The following is a 16,594-nucleotide window of genomic DNA, read 5'->3' on the forward strand; positions in this document are numbered from 1 at the left end:
CGGCGGCGGGCTCAGGAGCGGTGCGAGGTCCCGGGGCGCGGCGGCGCCGTGGTGCCCCGGGGCACCAGGACGGGAGCCCCGCACACCCGGGACTCGGCCCGGCCCCTGTCGAGCAGTTCGAGCAGGCAGCGGGCGGCCTCCTCCCCGTAGGCGTAGGAGTCCTGGCTCAGGGCGGAGAGCGTCGGCCGGACGGTCCGGCACAGCTCCGAGTCGTCGCCGGCCACCACGGACAGGTCCTCCGGCACCCGCAGGCCCATCTCCTGGGCGACCGACATCCCGGCCACCGCGGTGAGGTCGTTGTCGTAGAGGATCGCGGTCGGCGGCCGGGGGCTGCTCAGCAGTGTGCGGGTGGCGTGTGCGCCGGCCCCGGCCGACAGGTCGGTGGGTACGCTCGGGCACGCGTCGCTCTCCAGACCTGCCGTGGCCTCGGCGAAGGCCCGGGCGCGTACCAGGTAGGAGCCGAACCGCCCCGGCCCCGCCACGTGGGCGATGCGCCGGTGGCCCAGGGCTGCCAGGTAGACGACCGCCTCGGTCGTGGCGGTGGCGTCGTCCATCCACACCGCCGGCAGCCCGCCGGCGAGCGAGGGGTGCGCGGCTGCGACGGTGGGCACGCCGGCGTGGTGCAGCGCGGGGACACGCGGGTCGTCGGCCACCACGCCGACCAGGAGGGCGCCGTTGATCCTCCCCGACTGCCACCAGGTGCGGTAGAGGTCGACCTCCGACCGCAGGTCCGTCGTCGTGTGCAGCAGCAGTGTCCAGGCGTGCTCGGCCAGGACGCTTTCGAGGCCGCCGACGAAGGCCATGTGGAAGACGCCCGAGCCGCCGGTGAGCGCCTCGCGGCCGATGGCGAGGCCGAGGGCCCGGGGGCCCGCTCCGCCGGCGAGGGACCGGGCCGCACGGCTGGGTGCCCAGCCGAGGTCCCGGGCCGCGCCGAGGATCCGGTCGCGGGTGGACTCGGACACCCCCGGCCGTCCGTTGACGGCCAGGGAGACGGCCGCGGTGGAGACCCCGGCACGCTCGGCGACATCCCTGATCGTGGCCCTACGCGCCATGCCATTCCCCTCCCACGGGCGCGGGCCGGCGAGAACGGCCCTGCCTCTGCATTCTTGCAGGTGGAAGCAGGTGGGGAGGACACGGGGCGAGGACACAGGGGCGAGGACACAGCGGCGAGGGCTTCGCAGGGCTCGGCCGCGGCCTGGCACCCCCGTCCGCCGCCCGGACGGCCTCCGGCGGGACCTCCCCCGGTCCGCGGGCGTCACGGGCGGGCGGGAGGTGGCGCCCCGGGCGCCCCGGGTGGCACGGCGAGCACGGCGATGAAGCCGGCGGTCAGCACCAGCGCGAGCCCGGGGCGCCGTCGGAGGTCAGCGCGCGGCGGCCATGGCCCTGGCGTGGTCGCTGAAGAGCCGGGCTGCGGTACGGGTGGGGTTGGCCTGGTCGGAGTTCCACATGATGCGGTGGCCGTCGTAGTCGGGGTAGAAGGCGCCGTCGTCGGTGCGGGAGGTGAGCAGCCAGAACTGGTCGCCGGCGCCGCCGCCGTCCAGGACGGCCTTGGTCCAGGCGGTGTAGGCGGCGTCGCGGGCGGTGGCGTCGGGGATCGTGGCGGTGTTGACGTGCAGGCCGAACTCCTCGACGACGACGGGCTTCCCGAGGGCGCGGCCGTCGGCCAGGTGGTCCTTGATCCACTGGGTGCCCCAGGCCTGCGGGTCGGCGCCGGCCGTGCCGCCCCAGTTCTGCGGGTAGACGTGGACGGTGCCGTAGTCGACGGAGGGCAGCGCGGTGAGCTTCGTCCACACCGCGCCCTCGTAGTCGGAGTACGGGTAGTCGGCGGCGCCGACGCGGCCGTAGAAGCCCTCGTCGCCGACGGCGACCAGCTGGCGGGGGGCGATCTTCTTGACGTAGGCGCTCATCTCGGCGGCCCAGGTGAGCAGGGTGGCACCGCTCTTGTCGCTGCGGCAGCGGGGCTCGTTCGCGAGCTCGAACGTCATGATGGTCGGGTCGTCGCAGTAGCGGAGCCCCGTGTAGGGGTTGACGTGCCGGACGACCTTCCTCGCCCAGGCGCGGTAGCACTCCTTGATGCCTGCGTGGGTGTAGAAGCGGTCGTGGTTGGCGCCGTCGCCGTAGGAGTCGTCGGACAGGCCGAGGAACCACTGCACGTACTGCTGCATGCCGCCGTAGTCGGGCCAGTTGTTGACCAGGGGCAGCACGAGGCGGATGCCGAGCTCGCCCGCCTTGTGGACGGCGTAGTCGAGGGAGTCGAAGGCCGCGTCGTCGTAGGTGCCGGGCCCGGTCTGCAGGGCGCGGTACGAGTGGCCGTCCCCGTCGGCGAAGGCCCAGGCCCGGACGACGGACAGGCCCATGGCGGCGGCGTCGTCCAGGACGCTGTCGATCATGTAGTGGGACTGCTGGTGGAGGTAGTAGCAGTTGGTGCCGGCGAAGCGGAACGGGTCGCCGTTCAGGCGGAGCGAGCCGTGGCGGGCGGTGACGAACCCGTGGGTGGCGGAGGCGCCGGGGCGGCGCTCCGCTGCGGAGGCCGTGCCTGCCCCGGCCACGGCGGTGGCGGTGGCGGTGGCGGCCAGGGCGGTGGCGCCGGCCAGGAGGGTGCGGCGGTCGAGCGGTGTCGTGGGCAGGGCGCGGCCGGTCTTCGAAGAGGACACCTGGGTCTCCAAGAGCGTGGGCGGGCGGGCGGGGTGGTACCGGCGCGGCGGACCGGCCGGGGTCAGGGGCGTGCGGGTGCGGGCACGGTGGCGGGCACGGTGGCGCGGTAGAGGGTGGCGCTGCCGTGCAGGACGGCGGGAGGGGCGGCGGCCGGGAGGTAGGCCGCGGCGCCCGGGGTCAGGGTGAGGGGGCGGCTGCCGGGGCACGTGAGGGTGGCCTCACCGGTGGTGCAGAGCAGGATCTGCGGTCCGGGGCCGTCGCAGGTGCGGGTGCCGTCGAGGTCCAGCCGGTCGAGTCGGAACTCCTCGGCCGGGGCCGGATAGTGCATCTCGCCGGGCCCGGCGGGCAGCGGTTCCACGATCCCGGCGGGAGCAGGACGGAAGTCGACGACGCCGACGAGCGCGTCGAGGTCGATGTGCTTGCCGGTCAGGCCGCAGCGCAGCACGTTGTCGGAGTTGGCCATGATCTCGACGCCCAGGCCCCTGAGATAGGCGTGGGGCACGCCGGCGTCGAGGTGGAGGGCCTGGCCGGGGGCCAGCCGGACATGGTTGAGCAGCAGGGCCGCGACGATGCCCGGGTCGCCGGGGTAGTCGCGGGCGGCGGCGGCGTACGCGGCGTACGCGGCGCCGTGCGGGCCGCCCCCGGCTGCGGCGCGCGGCAGGGCGAGGGCGAGGGCGTCGGCGGCGGCGCGGCCCCGGTCGCGGTCGCTGCCGAGGGCCCCGGTCAGGACGGCGCGCAGGGCGTCGGGGGCCGGCCGGGTGCGCAGGTCGGTGATCCACGGCGTGAGGGCGTCCACGTCGAGCGCATCCAGCAGGCCGGCCGTGGCCGCGGGGTCGCGGAAGCCGCACAGGGCGTCGAAGTCGGAGAGCGCGCACAGCATTTCGGGCTTGTGGTTGCGGTCCTTGTAGATGCGGCGGTCGGCGCCCGGCGGGATGCCGCGGGCGTCCTCGTCGTCGTAGCCGGCCCGGGCCTGCGCCCGGGTGGGATGCACCTGGACGGACAGCGCCCGGTCCGCGGCGAGGACCTTGAGCAGGAAGGGCAGGTGGGGACCGAAGCGCGCGGCGACGGGTGCCCCGAGCTGGCCGTCGGGGTCGGCCGCGATCAGCGCGTCCAGCGGGCGGGGGCCCTCGGGGAGCTGCAGGAGGGAGGGGGCGCTCGGGTGGGCGCCGATCCACAGTTCGGCCTGAGGCTCGCCGGTGGGGTCCGTGCCGAGCAGGCCGGGGATGGCGGTGGCGGAGCCCCAGGCGTAGGTCCGGACGGTGTTGGCGAGCAGGCCGGGGGCCGGCTGGGCTGCTGGGGTCACGGGGGGCTCCTGCTGGTGTGGTGGACGGCGGTGCGGTCTGCGGCCGGTCCACCTCTCGGCGTGACCTCACCCTCACAAGGCGCCGGGAGGTGGACCGGGGTCCGGGGGGCTGCGCTGCCGGGGACGGTGCCGGAGCACGGGGTTCCGTGGCCGCGGGGGCGGCAGGGCGTGGCCGGGGCAGCGGGTGTGGTCAGGACGGCGGGCGTGGTGAAGGCGGCGGGGGTCCGCTGCTGCCGCGCGGGGTGAGGACAGGGGTCTGCGCCGGCCCGGGCTCCACCGCCGTGCGGTCGACGATCTTCAGCAGGCGCCGGGCGGCGTGGGCGCCGAAGCCGAAGATGTCGTGGCCGAGGGCGGAGAGGGTGGGGCGGGTGAGCCGGCACAGCTGGGAGTCGTCCCAGGCGACGATGCTCACGTCCCGGGGGACGTGCAGACCCATCCCGTTCGCGGCGGAGAGGCCGGCGACGGCCATGATGTCGTTGTCGTAGAGCAGCGCGGTGGGGCGCTCGGGGCCGCCGAGCAGCTCCCGGGTGGCCCGCGCCCCCTCGTCGCCGGAGAAGTCGGTGGTGATCGTACGAACGGGCGGCAGGCCGAGCTCCCGCGCGGTGTTCTCCATGGCCCGGGTGCGGATCGCGGTGTGGCCGAAGTCGGGGTCGCCGCCGATGCGGGCGATGCGCCGGTGCCCGAGGACGGCCAGGTAGCGCACGGCGTGCTGGATCGCGGTGGCGTCGTCGGTCCACACGGTGGGCATGCGGTCCGCGACGAGGTCGGGGTGACCGACCGCGACGGCGGGGATGCCGAGTTTGGCCATGGCGGGAACGCGCGGGTCGTCGGTCCTGAGGTCGACGACGATGGAGCCGGTGATGCGGCGGGCCTTCCACCAGTCGCGCTGGACCTCGATCTCCTGGGCGGCGTCACGGGCCAGGCGCAGCAGCAGTGCGTGGGAGTGCTGCTCCAGGACGCTCTCGATGCCGGAGATGAACTCCATGTAGAACGGTTCGAGGCCCAGTTGGCGGGCGGGCCGGGTCAGGACCAGGCCGATCGTGTCGGTGTGCCGGTGGCCGGCGAGGGCCTGGGCGGCCTGGTTGGGTGCCCAGCCGAGGTCGTCGGCCGCGGCGCGGATGCGGTCCGCGGTCGCCGCGGAGACGCCGGGGCGGCCGTTGAGGGCGAGGGAGACCGCGCCGATCGACACGCCCGCGCGGGCGGCGACCTCCTTGATGGTGACGCGCGCTCCTCTGCGGCCTGCGGTCCTCGGGCCGGTACCGGGTGCACCGGGGGCTGGGCTGTGCGGGTTCAGGGGAGCGCTCCTGCCTCCGTGGCGGCCGGTACCGGGCGCAGGTCCGGTACCGGCCGCGGGATGTACGGGCGAACGGGTGTGCCGGCGCGGGGTGTGCCGGCCGCGGGGTGTACGGGCGGACGGGTCCGGTTACTTGGTCGAGCCGGCGGCGAAACCGCTGTAGATGAAGCGCTGGAGGAAGAGGAAGACCGCGAGGGTCGGCAGGATGACGAGGATCGTGCCGGCCGAGATGGTCTCCCAGTGCGCTCCGAAGGGGCCCTTGAAGCGGAACAGGGAGGTGGAGATGGTCCCGAGGTCGGAGGAGGGCATGTAGAGGAAGGGGATGTAGAAGTCGTTGTAGACCGAGATGCCCTTGATGATCACGACGGTGGCGATGGCGGGCTTCAGCATCGGCAGGATGATGCGCCGGTAGATGGTGAAGCTGTTCGCGCCGTCGAGCCGCGCGGCCTCGTCGAGGGAGATCGGGATGGAGCGGATGAACTGCAGGAAGACGTAGATGGAGACGATGTCGGTGCCGAGGTAGAGCAGGATCGGCGCCCAGCGGGTGTTGAACGCGCCCATGTCGCTGATGATCTGGAAGGTCGCGACCTGTGTCGTGACGCTCGGGACGAGCGTGGCCACCAGGAACATCGCCATGACCAGCTTCTTGAGGCGGAACTCGAAGCGGTCGATGGCGTAGGCCGTCATCGAGCCGATCAGCACGGTGCCGGTGGTGGAGACGACCAGGATGATCGTGGTGTTGACGAAGCCCGACAGCATCTGGCCCTCGCTGAAGGCCGTGGCGTAGTTGCCGAGGTTGAACCAGTGCTCCGGGAGTGTCAGGGGGCCGGTGTTCGTGGCCTCCTGGGCGGTCTTGAGCGAGGTGAGGAAGACGACCAGCAGGGGGACGAGGACGACGGCGCTCGCCAGGACGAGCGAGAGGTACTTGGCCGTCAGGGCGATGCCGGCGCGCGGCGAGCGGCTGCGGCGCGGCCTGCCGGCCGTTCGGGTAACGGTGGCGGAAGTGGTCACGACAGTTCAACCCTCTCCTCCGGCACCAGGCGGCGCTGGATCCAGGTGACGATGAGGATCAGGACCAGCAGCACGACGGCGCTGGCGGAGGCGAGTCCGAACTTGTCGAACTTGAAGGCGAGTTTGATGGTCTGGATGACGAACGTCTCGCTGCCGTTGGCGCCGCCGGTCATGATCCAGGGGATTTCGAAGACCGAGAGCGATCCGGAGATCGCCAGGATCGCGCTGAGGCTGATGATCGGCTTGATGCTCGGGGCGATGATGTGGCGGAACTGCTGCCAGCGGCTGGCGCCGTCGAGGGCCGCGGCCTCGTAGAGGTGCGCGGGGATCGACTGGATCGCGCCGAGGAAGAGCACCATGTTCAGGCCCATGTAGCGCCAGACCGACACGCCGGCCAGCGACTTGTTGACCAGGTCGGGATCGCCCAGCCACATCGGTTTGCCGTGGAAGCCGAGGATCTGGAGCACGGAGTCGAGGGTGCCGCCGGGCTGGAAGAAGTACAGGAAGACGAAGCCGATGGCGACGCCGTTGATCAGGTAGGGGAAGAACAGGATGCCCTTGAAGAGGTTGCGCATCCGGGTGTCGAAGCTCAGCACCGTGGCGAAGTAGAGCGCCAGGGCGATCTGGACGAACGAGGCGAGCATGTAGACGCCGCTGACCAGGAAGACCTTGAACAGCTCGGGACGGGTGAACAGGTCGGTGTAGTTCTCCGCACCGACGTTGTTCGATTCGGGGCTGATGCCGTCCCAGTCGGTGAAGCTGTAGCCGAGCATGTCGGCGACGGGAAGGTAGGTGAACGTCACCAGGAGGGCGAGCGGCACCAGCAGGTACAGCCAGGGCGTGATCCACCAGTGTCTGCGGGCGGGCCGGCGCCGTGTGCCGCGTCGTCGGGATCCGGCGTCGGTGGTGCGCGGCGGTGCCGGCTGCGTCGGCGGCTCCCCGGTGGAGGGGGGCGTCCTGTCCGTCTGTGCTGGAGTCATCTCGTTCCTTCAGTCGTGCGCCCGCGGGCGGGACCGGGTCGTGTCGGGGTCCGTGCCGGGGTGCGGCGGGCGCGGCCGGTGATGGCCGGGCGGCACCCGCCGCGGTGCCGTGGGATCCGGGTCAGCCGATGTTCTGGACGGCCTCGGCCCACTTCTTGTTGAGGTCGGCGAAGAAGCTGTTCGCGTCGCCGGCGGCCGCACCGCGGGCGGTGTCGACCAGGTGCTGCCGGTAGTCGGGGGCGTCGAGGCCCACCTCGGAGGCCTTGCCGATCTTGCTGACCTCGCTCGACTTCGTCTGCGCCTGGGGGAGGAACCTGACCCCCTTCTCCTCCAGCGGCTTCAGGCCGGTGGGCAGCGGGGCGCCCTTGAGGACGGAGATGCCCTCGGCGTCCTGCGCGGAGCCGGACTTGTCGATGTACCAGTCGAGCCAGGCGCGGGCGGCCTCCTTGTTCTCGGAGTGCTTGTTCACCGCGATCCGGTAGTCCGGGCTGACGATCGTGCAGGAGTGGCCGCCGGCCTGGGCGGGGAACGGCATGAAGGCGATGTCGTCCGGGTTCTGGCCGGCGTCCTTCGCCGCCTTCTGCATCTGCGGGAGCGCCCACGAACCCAGGTACATGGCGCCGACCTTGCCGGTGCCGAGCAGGGTCTTGGAGTTCTCCCAGTTCGTGGTGGTGGGGTCGTCCTCGCTCAGCTTCTCGTGGACGGTGCTGTAGAGCAGGCTGTCGATCGCGTACAGGTCCTTGCCCGCGGTCCACGGGGCCTTGTCGGAGGCGAGGTTGTCACGGGCGTTGACGTCGCAGGAGGGGGCGCCTATCGCGTCGGTCCACTTCTGCAGCGGCCAGGCGTCCTTGTAGTTGGTGTAGTAGGGGGTGGCGCCCGTCTTGTCCTTGATCGCCTTGAGGTCCGTGATGAACTGCTCGGGCGTGGCCGGCCACTCGGTGATGCCGGCCTTGGCCCACAGGGCCTTGTTGTAGACGAAGCCGCTGGCCACGGCCATGCTCGCGACGCCGTACGCCTGGTCACCGACGGTGGCGTAGTCGATGTAGTCGTACTTCTTCGACAGGTCGTCCGCCTTGCCCAGCGGGGCGAAGAAGCTGGGGAACTGGCTGAGCGTGATGGAGTTGGGGATGAGCAGCACGTCACCGTAGTTCTCGGTGTTCATGCGGATCTTGGTCTCACCCTCGTAGTCGGTGAGGCCTTCGAACTTGACCTTGACGTTCGGGTAGAGCTTGTTGAACTCCGCGGCGTAGTGCTTCATCACGCCGTCCTTGATCAGGTCCGTGCGGTTGGTCAGCACCGTGATGTCGCCGGAGACCTTCGCCGGGTCGCCGGACACGACCGCGGACGAGGAGGTCCCGCCTCCGCCACCGCTACAGGCAGTGAGCACGACCATCGTCGCCGCGGCAACGGCCACCCATCCTCTTCGCATTACGCCCATCCTCACGTGGTACTCGTCGCTGAGTCGAAGCCTCCGGGGGCGCAGGATCTGCGTCACCGCCCCGGGGGCCGATGCCGCTTAACGTAGACGTCACATCCCGCCGTGTCCATAGACCGGTCAACACTGATATCCAGCGTATTCATCAACGCATCAGTGCTAATTACTTAAATTTTACCTTTACTGTTGCAGCGGCAAGGTCGTTACGACAGCGTGACCGGACGCGCCTGGACAACGTTGTCCTGCCGGGTCAGAATCGACCGACCCCGGCCGCATCCGGCTCGGCCGCCCCTCACCCCCGCCAGCTACCACGCCCCCGGAGTCCCGTCACCATGAGTAGCGCCACGATGCTGTCCCCCGCCACGCACGCGGCCCCGGCTCCCCTCCTGATCGCGGCCCTCGACATCGGCGGCACGAAGATCGCGGGCGGGCTCGTCGACCATGACGGCCGGATCCTCCACCAGGTCCAGCTGCCCACCCCGGCCCGCGAGAGCGCCGACCACGTCCTGCGGGCCGTGCACGCCGTCCTCGACCTCCTGGCCGCCCACCCCCTGTGGGAACGGGCCGCCGCCCTCGGCATCGGCAGTGCCGGGCCCGTCGACATCGCCGCCGGCACCGTCAGCCCCGTCAACATCCCCGCGTGGCGGGCCTTCCCCCTCACCGAACGGGCCGCCGCCCACCCGGCCGTCGGCACCAGGGCCGTCGTCCTGGGCGGCGACGCCGTGGCCATGACCGCCGCCGAACACTGGCGCGGCGCCGCCCGCCCCTACACCAACGCCCTGTGCATCGTCGTCTCCACCGGCGTCGGCGCCGGCCTCGTCCTCGACGGCTCCGTCCGCCCCGGCCCCACCGGCAACGCCGGCCACCTCGGCCACATCACCGTCGACCTCGACGGCGACCCCTGCCCGTGCGGTTCCCGCGGCTGTCTCGAAGGCCTCGCCAGCGGCACCGCCATCGCCCGCCGCGCCCTGCGCGACGGCTGGCGCCCCACCGGCCACGACACCACCGCCACCGCCGTCGCCGCCGCCGCCCGCACCGGCGACCCCGTCGCCCTGCACTCCTTCGACCGCGCCGCCCGGGCCCTCGCCGCCGGCATCGCCGCCACCGCCACCCTCGTCGAGATCCAGGCCGCCGTCATCGGCGGCGGCGTCGCCAAAGCCGGAAGCGTGTTCCTCGACCCCCTGCGCCACCACCTCGCCACCTACGCCACCCTCCCCTTCACCTCCGGCATCGCCCTCCTCCCCGCCGCACTCGGGACCGATGCCGGCCTCGTCGGTGCCGCCGCGCTCGCCCTGAACACGCTGCCCGCCACGGGCTGACCGGCCCCGCCTCGGCGTCCGGGGCAGTCCGGCGGCACCGGGCGCCGGCCTTCGCGCCGCTCCCCCACCGGGCCGACCGCACGGCCCCGCAGGCGGCCACCGTCCGACGGTGGCCGCCTTCCGGCGTCGAGCAGCCGTGAGCCGGCGCTTCCGGTACGGCGTCCGCGACCCGACCGCCACGGGGCCCGCGCAGGAACCCGTGCAGGAACCCGCTTGGCGGACCACCGCGGCCACTGCTACGTTTCCGGAGGCCGTGCGAGAGAACGAGGAGGTGGTACCCGTGAACGCAGTATCGACATGGGTGCTCCCCTCCGGGGCCACGGTCGGGCGATAGGTCGTCCGGGAGCGCCGTTCAACAGCACTCCCGAAAGGCACGACCGTGCACTTCACTTCCGAACAGCGCCTCGACGACGGCGTCGTCGAACGCGAATTCTCCCTCGGCGAGATCCCCGGCATCCTGTGGACGCCCGCGTCCGTCTCCGCACCGGCACCGCTGATCCTGATCGGCCACCCCCCGCTCGGACTGCGCAGGATGTACCCCCGGCTGGCGGGACGGGCCCGGTACTACGCCGCGGAGTACGGCTTCGCCGCGGCCACCATCGAGCTCCCCGGGAGCGGTGAACGGCCCCGGTGGGCCGCCGCCGAGCAGGCCCGCGCCGACCTGCGCCGGGCGATGGAGGCCGGCGGGCCGGTCGGCGGCGAGATCGTCGACGCCCTCGTCCTCCCGCTGGTCGACAGGGCGGTCCCGGAGTGGCAGGCCGCCCTGGACGCCCTCCTGTCGCTGCCCGGGATCGGCGGCCCGGTCGGGTACGAGGGGGGCGTGATCTCCGTCGGCGTCCGCCTGGCGGTGGTCGAGCCGCGCATCGTGGCCGCCGGTCTCTTCGCCGGGAGTCTCGTGCCCGCCGCCGTGTTCGAGGAGGCCCGCCGGGTCACCATTCCGCTGCACGTCCTGCTGCAGTGGGACGACGAAGGCAACGACCGGCAGGCGGCCCTGGACCTGTTCGACGCCTTCGGTTCCAGGGAGAAGACGCTGCACGCCAACATGGGCGGGCACACCGGCGTCCCGCAGTTCGAGCTCGACCCCGGGGCCCGGTTCTTCGCCCGGCACCTGAAGTGAGGCCGGGCCACCGGGCCACCGGCGGACGGTAGGCCGCGCCGACCGGGACGCTGCCCGTCGAGGGCAGGTCCCGGCGCGCCCCTGCCGTTCGTGCCGTGGGCCCCTGCCGGATCGGCAGGGGCCCACACCGCCCGAACTCGCCTCCGGGCACTGCCGATTCCCGCCTCCGGAGCCGGCGGCGCCTTCAGGGTGTCGGTACGGGCGATGGGAGGTTGCCGCTCCTCGGGTGCAGGACCGGGGGACGACGGCGGCCAGGGGGGATACCCCTGCAGGTGGAGGACGGCTGGTCCTGCAGGCCGACGGCGGACGGACGGGCGCGCCGTAGAGTCGGTGCCATGAGCCGAGGACTGCATCTGGCCGCCTACCTGCTGGCGTTCGACACCCGGGCCCAGCTCCTGCAGGACCGCACCCGCGCCGGGTTCCTGGTGCGCGCCGCCGCCCTGGCCGAACTCGCGCACCGGGGCGCCGCGGCCGAGAACGGGGCGGGCCGGGTGCAGGTCGTCTCCGCGGCCCCTACCGGGGACCGCGTCCTGGACGCGCTGCTCGCCGAACTGGGTGAGCGGCCCCGCACCTGGAAGTCGTGGATCAAGCGCAGCCGCGACGACACCCTGGAGGCCGTGGAGGAACGGCTCACGGTGCTCGGTGTCATGACGATGGCCGACCGCGTGCCCCACGGCCCCGTCACGCCGCACCGGGCGGTGGCGATGGACGATCCGCGTGAAGCCCTGGACCTCCAGCTCCGCGTGGCCGAACTCGTCCGCGGCAGCGCCCCGATCGCCGAGGCGCCGTTCGCCGACGCGGTGCTGGCCGCGCTGGCCGCCCACGGACACCTGCGCCTGGTGCTCTCACGCCACGACCGCAAGGCCCACGCCGGACGGATCACCACGCTCACCGACCGGATCACCGATCACGCCCCTGGCCTGGCCCGGGCGGTGGGCAACCTGAACCTGACCATGATCGCCGGCCAGGGCGGGATGGGCGGCGGCTGACCGGAGGGTGCACGGTCAGTTGTCGTACAGGCCGCGGCCCTCGCCGTTCGCGGCACGCTCCAGCACGTCCACCAGCTCCAGCGGCGTGGACAGCATCGGGTAGTGACCCGTCGGCAGCTCGAAGAAGGTCACCCCGGGAGCGGCGAGCTTCGCGAACCGCGGCAGCCCGGTGGCGTGCAGCGACCGGGCGAACTCGATGCTCAGCCTGCCCGTCAGGCAGAACACACCGGTGGTCGGCACCCGTAGCCAGTCGCCGGTCAGCTCGATCGGGTCCGTGACCGTCCGCACCGGCTGCGGAGCGGCCGACCGGAGCCAGCGCTCGTGCTCCGCCTCCGGCACCCCGTGCACCGCCGGGATCTCCCTCGGCACCGGGACCACGTCATCCGTCACGCCCGCCAGCAGGTCCAGTTGCGGCATCTGCAGCACCACCGACTCGCCCGACTCCGGGTAACCGGTGTCCACGAACACCAGCCGCGAGACCAGCTCCGGCCGACGGTCCGCCGCCGCGACGCACGGGAACGCACCGTAGCTGTGCGCCACCAGCACCGTCCCCGGCCCCTCCGCCGCGAGCACCTCCGCCACCGCGTCGACATGCGACTCCAGCCCGGCCCCCGCCTCCGCCGGCAGCGTCACCGGCACCGCCCGATGCCCCCGCGCCTCCAGCCCGGCGGCCACCGCCTCCCACGCCCAGCCACCCATGAACAGCCCGGGAACCAGCACGAACGTCGCCATCACACACCCCTCTCGGCAGCCGCACCCTGCGACCGATCGAGACGGTACGACCTCCCCCAGGGGGAGATTCCAGCGCCAGGGCCGGCCCCGGTGGGCCGGTGCGCTCCTCGCCGCATCGGATCATGCGCGAGCGCGGCACCGCAGGCATCACCCGCCGCCGGCACCGCGGTCCGGCCTGCCGGGCCCGCATTGCGGTGCAGCCCGGCCCCGTCGCGGGGTTGCGGCGCACGCCGACCGAGCAGGCTCAGGTCAGGGCGGTCGGCGACCGCCGACGATGATGACGATGACGACCCAGTGTGCGGCGCGCCCGGCTCGGCGCGCCCTTCCCGACCCGGAGGACCCCGATGCCGCTTCCCTCGGAACCCCTGCGCAGACTCGGCTTCCTGACCATCGGCCTGTTCGACGAGAGCGACCCGGGGCGCGGCCACGAGTCCACCCTGCAGCTCGTCGAACTCGGCGAACGGCTCGGCTTCGACAGTGTCTGGCTGCGTCACCGGCACCTCCAGTTCGGCATCTCCTCCCCGGTGGCGGTGCTGGCCGCGGCCACCCAGCGGACCAGGCGGATCGAACTCGGCACCGCGGTCATCCCGCTCGGCTGGGAGAACCCGCTCCGCCTCGCCGAGGACCTCGCGACCGTCGACATCCTCTCCGGCGGCCGCCTCAACCCGGGTGTCAGTGTCGGCCCGCCGATGCACTTCGAGCGGGTCCGCGACGCGCTGTACCCCGACACCGCCGGGGCCGAGGACTTCGGGTTCACCCGGGTGCGCCGTCTGCTCGACCTGGTCGCCGGCAAGCCCGCCACCGACTTCCGCGGCACCGAGGGCATCGAGGCGTTCTCCGACCGGGTCCAGCCGCACGCGCCCGGCCTGGCCGACCGCATGTGGTACGGCGCCGGCAGTCTGAACTCGGCCCGGCAGGCCGCCGGGAACGGCATGAACCTGCTGGTCAGCAGCGTGGTGAAGGCCGAGGAGAGCGAGGACTTCGGCGCCGTCCAGCTCTCGCACGTACGGGCGTTCCGCGAGCGCCACCCCGACGGCGCCCGTGCCCGGGTCTCGCAAGGGCTGGTGGTCGTCCCCACCGACAGCGCCACTCCCGCCCAGCGGGCGAAGTACCGGGAGTACGCCCGTGCCCGGCTGCCCCGCACCACCGCCCCGCAGGGCCCGGCCCGCCTGCTGTTCGCACCCGACCTCGTCGGCAGCTCGCAGGAGATCGCGGAGCGGCTCCACGAGCACCCCGCCTTCCGGGAGATCGACGAGGTCGCCTTCGCCCTGCCCTTCACCTTCGGGCACGAGGACTACGTGCAGATCCTCACCGACATCGCCACCGTCCTCGGCCCTGCCCTCGGCTGGCACCCCGCCACCCCCTGAGCACACGCGCGGGCAGCCGAGGACACGTGCGGGCGGCTGGGCACACGTGCGGGCAGCGGCTCGGCCCGTCGGCAGCCGTACGGGCGCGGGCCGCGGGCGCTCACGCCCGCCGGTCGGCCCTGTCCGGGGCTCGGAGGTTCTCCGTGAAGAACGCGGTGAGCCTGTCGACGGCCGGGTCGACGTACTCCTTCCGGTCGTAGAGGTCGACGTGGCTGGCGCCCTCGATCCGGTGCAGTTCCTTGGGGCCGGTGGCGCGCTGGTGGACGTCGACGGCCATCCAGGCGGTGACGGCGCGGGTGCCCACGATCTGGAGCAGGGGCCGGGAGCCGATCAGCGGGACGGCGTGGAAGGCGTCGAAGAAGGCCAGCTTGTCGACGCTGGGCCAGGCGAAGGTCCTGGCCGAGCGCTCGTGCCGGCCGCGGGCGGTGCAGTAGTACTCGAATCCCTCCACCGCGTGCTCGCCACCGAGTGCGCGGGCCTGTTCGGCGCTCTCGGGGAAGATCGGCAGGGCGCCGGGATCCTCGCCGCGGGCCGCCGCGGTGCGGGCGCGGGCGGCCGCGTCGAGCAGGCTCCGGAAGACCGCAGGGTCCTGGACGCCGTCGGCGCCGAGCCGGAACTGGCGGGCCACGTCGACGCCGCTGACGGTGGCGACGGCCCTGACCCGGTGGTCTCCGCCCGTCGCGGTGAGCGAGTAGCCGCCGGAGGCGCAGATGCCGAGGAGCCCGATGCGGTCGGCGTCGACGTCCTCGCGGACGCTCAGGTAGGAGACGGCGGCCTTGAAGTCCTCCACCCGCTGGCCGGGATCCTCCAGGCCGCGGGGCAGCCCCCCGGACTCGCCCTGGTGGGCGGCGTCGAAGGCGAGGGTGATGAAGCCGCGCTCGGCCAGCTGCCGGGCGTACAGACCGGAGGACTGTTCCTTGACGCCGGTGCCGGGGTGGCCGACCACGAGGGCGGGCCTCGGGCCGGCCGCCGGGGAGTCTGGTGTGTAGAGGTGGGCGGCGATGTCGATGCCGGCGCTGTCGAAGGTCACGCTGATGCGGGCCATGGGAGGTCTCCTGTCGGTGTCGGACGGCTGTTCCGTCGGGTGCGGGCTTCCCGGTACGGACGGTCCGGTGCGGACGGTCCGTTGCGGACTTCCCGGTGCGGACGGTCCGGGCCGGTCCGGGGAAGGGGCGGGGTGTTCCGTTCCCGCCAAGGCATTTCTACGGCCGCCGGGGCTTCGGCGGGAGGGACAGGTTCGTGCCGGGGAACGATCCTTCCCCCTGTACCGGCCTGCGGGCGGGCGACCGCAGGCGGCCACCTGCCGGTGCCGCCGTACGGCTTCGGCGCGACTTCCGACCTGACCCCCGCGGCCGTCACGGTCGGTGCCGGGCCGCGGTCGTCCCGGAGCACGGCGCGTTCGCCGGTCCGCGGGTCGTGCGTCAGAGGGTGATGGTCTTGTACTCGGTGTAGCTGCCGAGGCCCACCGCGCCGTACTCGCGGCCGGTGCCGCTGGCCTTGAAGCCGCCGAAGGGACCGTCGAAACCGACCGCGGCACCGTTGACGGTGACCGTGCCGGTACGGATACGGCGGGCGACCCGCAGCGCACGCTCCTCGTCGGCGGACCAGACACCGCCGGACAGGCCGTACTCGGAGTCGTTGGCGATGCGGACGGCGTCGTCCTCGTCCTCGTAGGCGATGACCACCAGCACCGGACCGAAGATCTCCTCCCGCGCGATGCGCATGGAGTTGTCGACGTCCGCGAAGACCGTCGGAGTCACGTAGTTGCCGCCCTCCAGCCCCGCCGGGACCTGCGGCCCACCGGTGACCAGGCGGGCGCCCTCCTCGATGCCGAGCGCGATGTACTGCCGGACCCGCTCCTGATGCCCGGGGGTGATCATCGGCCCGATGAAGGTGTCCGGATCCACCGGATCACCCACCCTGAGGGACTCCACGAGCTCCTTCAGCGCGGCGACGACCTCCTCGTAGCGGCTGCGCGGAGCCAGGATCCGGGTCTGCGCGATGCAGGACTCCCCGTTGTTCAGCAGCGAGGAGAACTTCAGACCCTGCACCGCCGCACGGATGTCCGCGTCCGGCAGGACCACCGCCGCCGACTTGCCCCCCAGCTCCAGACTCACCCGCTTGAGCTGCTCCCCCGCGATCGAGGCGATCCGCCGCCCGGCCCGCGTCGAACCCGTGAACGCGATCTTGTCGACCCCCGGATGCGAGACGAGGTACTCACTGGTCTCCCGGTCGGCGGGCAGCACACTGACCACCCCCCGCGGCAGCCCCACCCGCTCCAGCAGACCCGCAAGGAACCCCATGCTCAGCGAGTTCTCCGGCGAGACCTTCAGAACCACCGAGTTGCCCGCCAGCAACGCCGGAATGATCTTCGAAGTCGCGGACGAGAACG

General features: G+C 72.9%; 14 protein-coding genes. 4 read left to right on the forward strand and 10 right to left on the reverse strand.

Translation table 11 applies throughout. The features are described 5' to 3' along the window. Positions 1-11: 11 nt before the first annotated feature. The 7 genes from SNE206_RS21145 to SNE206_RS21175 form a co-directional block, all read right to left on the reverse strand. Positions 12-1,052 carry a LacI family DNA-binding transcriptional regulator gene (locus SNE206_RS21145; protein WP_407915017.1) on the reverse strand — a complete coding sequence of 347 codons (1,041 nt, stop codon included), beginning with the start codon at positions 1,050-1,052 and terminating at the stop codon, positions 12-14. Between the two features lie 309 nt (positions 1,053-1,361). After that, entirely contained in the window at positions 1,362-2,654 is a 1,293-nt protein-coding gene (locus SNE206_RS21150; RefSeq protein ID WP_407915018.1) for a cellulase family glycosylhydrolase, read from the reverse strand. 62 nt (positions 2,655-2,716) lie between these two features. Then, a complete protein-coding gene (manA, locus tag SNE206_RS21155) occupies positions 2,717-3,958 on the reverse strand; it encodes a mannose-6-phosphate isomerase, class I (RefSeq protein ID WP_407915019.1) in 1,242 nt (413 codons plus the stop codon). 190 nt (positions 3,959-4,148) lie between these two features. Next, the gene (locus SNE206_RS21160; RefSeq protein WP_407915031.1) at positions 4,149-5,174 is read right to left on the reverse strand and encodes a LacI family DNA-binding transcriptional regulator; all 1,026 of its coding nucleotides are present in this window, start codon (positions 5,172-5,174) and stop codon (positions 4,149-4,151) included. A 207-nt stretch (positions 5,175-5,381) separates the two neighbouring features. Next, complete coding sequence (locus tag SNE206_RS21165) at positions 5,382-6,263, reverse strand: carbohydrate ABC transporter permease (RefSeq protein ID WP_407915020.1); 882 nt, start codon at positions 6,261-6,263, stop codon at positions 5,382-5,384. Beyond that, complete coding sequence (locus tag SNE206_RS21170) at positions 6,260-7,243, reverse strand: carbohydrate ABC transporter permease (protein WP_407915021.1); 984 nt, start codon at positions 7,241-7,243, stop codon at positions 6,260-6,262. Before SNE206_RS21170 ends, SNE206_RS21165 begins: the two co-directional genes overlap by 4 nt. Positions 7,244-7,364: 121 nt before the next feature. Beyond that, on the reverse strand, positions 7,365-8,672 hold the full coding sequence (locus tag SNE206_RS21175; RefSeq protein WP_407915022.1) for an ABC transporter substrate-binding protein: 1,308 nt from the start codon (positions 8,670-8,672) through the stop codon (positions 7,365-7,367). Positions 8,673-9,010: 338 nt separating this feature from the next. Between SNE206_RS21175 and SNE206_RS21180 the strand changes: the two genes are divergently transcribed. The 3 genes from SNE206_RS21180 (at position 9,011) to SNE206_RS21190 (ending at position 12,103) form a co-directional block, all read left to right on the forward strand. Further along, the gene (locus tag SNE206_RS21180; RefSeq protein ID WP_407915023.1) at positions 9,011-9,997 is read left to right on the forward strand and encodes an ROK family protein; all 987 of its coding nucleotides are present in this window, start codon (positions 9,011-9,013) and stop codon (positions 9,995-9,997) included. Between the two features lie 379 nt (positions 9,998-10,376). After that, complete coding sequence (locus SNE206_RS21185) at positions 10,377-11,114, forward strand: alpha/beta hydrolase (protein ID WP_407915024.1); 738 nt, start codon at positions 10,377-10,379, stop codon at positions 11,112-11,114. A gap of 335 nt (positions 11,115-11,449) precedes the next feature. Next, on the forward strand, positions 11,450-12,103 hold the full coding sequence (locus tag SNE206_RS21190; protein ID WP_407915025.1) for a GOLPH3/VPS74 family protein: 654 nt from the start codon (positions 11,450-11,452) through the stop codon (positions 12,101-12,103). A 15-nt stretch (positions 12,104-12,118) separates the two neighbouring features. On the opposite strand, the gene SNE206_RS21195 is transcribed toward SNE206_RS21190, so the two are convergent. Further along, positions 12,119-12,835 carry an alpha/beta fold hydrolase gene (locus SNE206_RS21195; protein WP_407915026.1) on the reverse strand — a complete coding sequence of 239 codons (717 nt, stop codon included), beginning with the start codon at positions 12,833-12,835 and terminating at the stop codon, positions 12,119-12,121. Between the two features lie 344 nt (positions 12,836-13,179). Here SNE206_RS21195 and SNE206_RS21200 point away from each other — a divergent pair, with 344 nt between their 5' ends. Continuing rightward, entirely contained in the window at positions 13,180-14,202 is a 1,023-nt protein-coding gene (locus SNE206_RS21200) for an LLM class flavin-dependent oxidoreductase (RefSeq protein WP_407915027.1), read from the forward strand. A 100-nt stretch (positions 14,203-14,302) separates the two neighbouring features. Here the strand turns inward: SNE206_RS21200 and SNE206_RS21205 are convergent, their stop codons facing one another. Both SNE206_RS21205 and SNE206_RS21210 read right to left on the reverse strand, forming a co-directional pair. After that, a complete protein-coding gene (locus tag SNE206_RS21205) occupies positions 14,303-15,247 on the reverse strand; it encodes an alpha/beta hydrolase (protein ID WP_407915028.1) in 945 nt (314 codons plus the stop codon). Between the two features lie 376 nt (positions 15,248-15,623). Beyond that, positions 15,624-16,594: aldehyde dehydrogenase family protein (locus SNE206_RS21210; RefSeq protein WP_407915029.1), on the reverse strand; the 971-nt coding region annotated here is incomplete at its 5' end.

The sequence above is a fragment of the Kitasatospora sp. NE20-6 genome (genome assembly GCF_045862635.1).